3 protein-coding genes are annotated in these 4,170 nt (G+C 42.9%); all 3 read right to left on the bottom strand.

What is annotated here, in order from left to right; all coding sequences use genetic code 11:
- On the bottom strand, positions 1-1,986 hold a 1,986-nt coding region (locus tag IEY34_RS35920; protein WP_229758027.1), incomplete at its 3' end, for a DUF5704 domain-containing protein.
- 5 nt (positions 1,987-1,991) lie between these two features.
- Entirely contained in the window at positions 1,992-3,254 is a 1,263-nt protein-coding gene (locus IEY34_RS35915; protein WP_189021031.1) for an S-layer homology domain-containing protein, read from the bottom strand.
- 18 nt (positions 3,255-3,272) lie between these two features.
- A partial coding sequence (locus IEY34_RS35910) for a hypothetical protein (RefSeq protein ID WP_189021028.1) occupies positions 3,273-4,170 on the bottom strand: 898 nt, incomplete at its 5' end.

Genomic DNA, 4,170 nt, shown 5'->3' with positions numbered 1-4,170 from the left:
GCGGAACGGCCGACCTAGGACAAGAACCGTTTTGCTGTAATCCGGATTCATACTCTGGTCGAAGGGCCGGTTGATGTCCGGTATGTCCGAGTAATTGACGACGGGTGTATGGACGGTCACGGTGTTGATGCCGTTAATCGTGAATCCCGGCAACGTTGCCCCCCCTACGCTGGGCGTAAGCATTTCATAGTAAATAGTTCCCGTCGTCGGAGTATTGGGATTATTTGCTAATGAGTTACTTATAACGTTGTTGGGTTTGTACAACACGTCTTGCCCGATCATCGTCGGGGCTGGGATATCCCCCGGTGTTGGGCCGTTTTTTGGATATTGCGCTCCATCCATAATTGTAGATAAGGAGCCTCCATTTGGACTAAATTTCACCGTATCATTATTCACTTTGGAGTCCGCAATACCTGACTCGGCCATACCTTTTAAACGGCTTGTATCATCCGGAGGAGACGTACCCTCAACCTGTGGCGGCGTGTAAGAAATCGTCGGCGCACTTGCAGGATGAACGTGTTTTAAAACGTCAGTATCGTTCTGATATTGTAAGCTAGGTGGCGTATATCCACTCGGATACATTGTTACTGTCCCACTGGGTAAAGCGTAGTTTGACATCGTTGCGTTGTTGATTTTATGTACTTCTAACGCTTTAATCTCCCAATATGAATAGTCCCGATAAACATCAAAATTATAAGTTCTTGACGCAGAATTGTAGATATCAGTGCAGCCTGCTTTACTACAAACTTGTGTATGAAGAATATAATTTAATGTGACTGAACATTTATAGGTTGTTTTTCCTGACTTGGGAACCCAATTTTGTTTATACAGATAGTTGTAAGCAAAAACGTTGGTGTACAAACTCTCAGACGTTGGTATACCTTGAAGAACATTGAATTTTTCGGCCCCTCGGTTGTCTGCTCTGTTAACTCCGCTAACACTCGGGTCTATGACACTGGCGGGCCTTGTCGGGCCTTCTGTTGGTTGGCCGACGGTGTGAGGGCAACTCCCGCCACCACTTGGCGTACATGTCGGATCACCCGGTGTACATCCAGTGTTGCTGGAGTCTGTTATAGCGTACACTTTCAGTTTTTGGTATGTATAAACTTTACCAATTAGATTCATTGACCATTGATTGTTCCAATATAAAACAGGCCCATTGCCTTTGTCGGGATCTGCCTTATCTGGCTCAGTATTATACTTGGCTTTAAAATCAAATGAATAATTCAAAGTATTTGGATCTATATGGACATTAGCTATTTCGATAATGTTCCCCCGATCTAAACTACCTGTCACTTTAAATTCAAAATCCTTATCAAAAGTTAAATCGTCTACGTCTGAAATATTTACTTCATCGTCAGTTTTTGTAATGGTCATAGTATTAGTCCATAATGTTCCGTGCCTATTCTCCCAAGCAACGTCACACTCCGGGATTACTTCACTTGTGACTTGATACGGATACGGCCCGTCTGCCTTCAAACATTCACCACTCGGTGGACGATCATATACAGTAGGCGGCGTTGGTTTGCTTGTATTGTGATAGTACCTTTTATTGTTATAATCATACATCCAAACAAATTTATTGGTCGGGTCACGAAACCATGCATAGTAACCTAACGGTATGGGTACTTCTTTCCGTTTTGCTTCTATTGGTGTGCCATCAATTGATCCAATTTCATATTGATTTCCTGTTATCCGAGTTAACGGTTTGACCACATCACTTGCTCCATATGGTTCCTTCCGCAATTCAACTCGGACTATTGGATCGGTTTGATTGATTGTTATATCGCTCCAAGATAACGTTTTAGATCTCGATATGACTTCATTAGGAGAAGGTTTGCCATCAAATAGAACTGAGCTTGGATCAAATGTAAGATCACCTTCATAATGTTCTGTCTGAGCTGCCATCACTTTATTGGGTGGCGGCAAAAGCAACGATGACAGCAACAGAACAGACATTAAAAACAAATGGAAAATCTTTTTCAAACTACTCACCTGCTTAAACTATAATCAATGGTAGAATAGTAAATTTGATTAACCACCTGTTCGCCCAATTCCACAGCTGCTTCTCTGTGAACAGTAACTTGTGTATCGTTTTTGAACAAATCACCTTTTGGTAATAATTGCCCCGTTATGAACCTTATATCATGATGCCCTTTTTCTATATTCCGGTATCCACTTAAAAGCATTTTATACTCTTCTATAAAAGGCGAGAAGGTAGTAACATCAATTAATTTTCCTGAGTCGTCCACTGTTCCATTACTATTAAATGGACCTATATCAATTTGTGCAAAACGGAAGTTATTAATAGTTTCACTTGCATCGACGACAATATGATTAATAGAAAGCAAAGCATAGGCATTAGATGGTGGAGTAACAGCATATTCAACACTTGTTTTATATTTCTTTCTCCAACGAAAATCGGAAGTAATCAAATTTCGGTTTGGATCGTTGGGATCATCCATATCTACCACGACATATTTTTCCACCTCGGAATATCCATCTTTGCCATCAAATCGCAACAAATCCGTTCTGAATTTTGTACCAAACTTGTTGTAAGTTGCTGCAAAGTATTGAGGAAGCATAGTAAGTATGTTTGTTTTATGCCAATAAATTTCAGCAGCAGAGATTGCATACTTGTCTGCTGGGACGGTTTTTCCGCTTTTTATATTTTGAATTCGACCAATAATAGTAACGGATTGCGCTCGGTTCGTAGCCTCTTCTATTCCCAGCCCGCCAGCATCATCCATTCCTTGAATCAGCCCGGACGTTGTGGCGAGATACATCCATTTTTTTGTATCAGTTGTATTTTGCCCGGCTGCACGAACGGCGATTTTGGCCATTTCGAGGCGCTGCATAGGAGCGTCAAAGTTATTGTCTGAAAAGTCGCCATCTGCGTAGATACTTGCCTTCTTAGCCGCGTCCATATAAACCTTATACCATGGATTACTTCCAGCGCTATCAACATTAATGTGCAACGCAACAACGGCCATTTTCACAAACTCCGCACGACTTACCTTCCGATTCGGTTGAAATGATCCATCGGCATACCCATCAATATAGCCCTGTCCCCTTGCATCTGCAATTTGCGAAGCTGCCCAGAAATCTGCTGCAATGTCCGTAAATCCCTTTGAGTACGTAGCTGCTGAAACCGAAGATCCTCCCGTTACTGAAGGATTCGCATGTACTACATATGCAGCCGAACCACCCACTACCAAACCTGTCAAAAGGATTCCTAATACTCTTTTTTTCATTGTTATATATCTCCCTCACTACTGTGTATTTGAACAATCATTAATAAAATATCCTTTTCTTACAGCCTCTTCCCCATCAAAAAGGCTTTCAGTGACCGTCACGCCAGCACTTGGCACGCATCCGTTGCCATAAGCAACATGCCGTCCAGCAGATGAAATCGTTCCAATTAGTGATTTTCTTTGCACGACGGCTCCCCCGCCGAAGGCGTATCCATCGAACCTTTCCCCGTTAGGCAAGGGGTAGCCCTGAACAAAAGCCATAAATCCGATATCTTTGATGGATTGCTCATTCAACCCGCGCGGGATGGAGAATTGAAGGTTGAGCCCGAGCCGTTTCACAAGCTCCATATGCCGATTGATGGCTCCACCCAAGTCTTTCTCCACATTAGCCGTAATTGTGTTCTGCCGAACCTCCTGAAAGATGGCAAGCGTGCTTAGTGGCGCTAAATTGGTTTTACCTGCCAGCGCGGCATATTCATCTTGTACGAATACATTGGATGCCTTATCGTAGACGGTCGCCTTGTCATCCAGTGTAAAATACAGCACATTCCCATTCTGCAGCGTGTATGTATACGGGCGAATTGGCCAAAAGACAGGAGTAATCTCTCGCTGTCCACTGCTATTGGCTGCATCTTCTAATGTCACCAACACATACCCGTTATAGCGAAGCAATACCATGGCAGGCATGTGGATTTTTAAGTTTTGTATCGCTACCGGATTATTCTCAATGCCGAACTTAAGGGCTAGATTTTGATAAAAAACATGAAGCAGGTCCATATCCAAATTAAGTTGCTTTTGTTCATGATACCGAACGGCGGTCGTCGTTTGTTGTGACTCCATTCTAGCCAAATATGCACCCGCATCGTCCACCGCAGCCTGAAAATCATCCTCATATTGTTTGTGCAGGGTAACACTT

It is taken from the genome of Paenibacillus marchantiophytorum (genome assembly GCF_014640555.1).
Lineage (GTDB): Bacteria > Bacillota > Bacilli > Paenibacillales > NBRC-103111 > Paenibacillus_E > Paenibacillus_E marchantiophytorum.
Note: the sequence above shows the minus strand (reverse complement) of the source record. Positions and strands in the feature narration are given on the sequence as shown.

Excerpts from the sequence above, each read along its gene's own strand:
- IEY34_RS35915 (WP_189021031.1), bottom strand. The coding sequence starts at position 3,254 with ATGAAAAAAAGAGTATTAGGAATCCTTTTGACAGGTTTGGTAGTGGGT.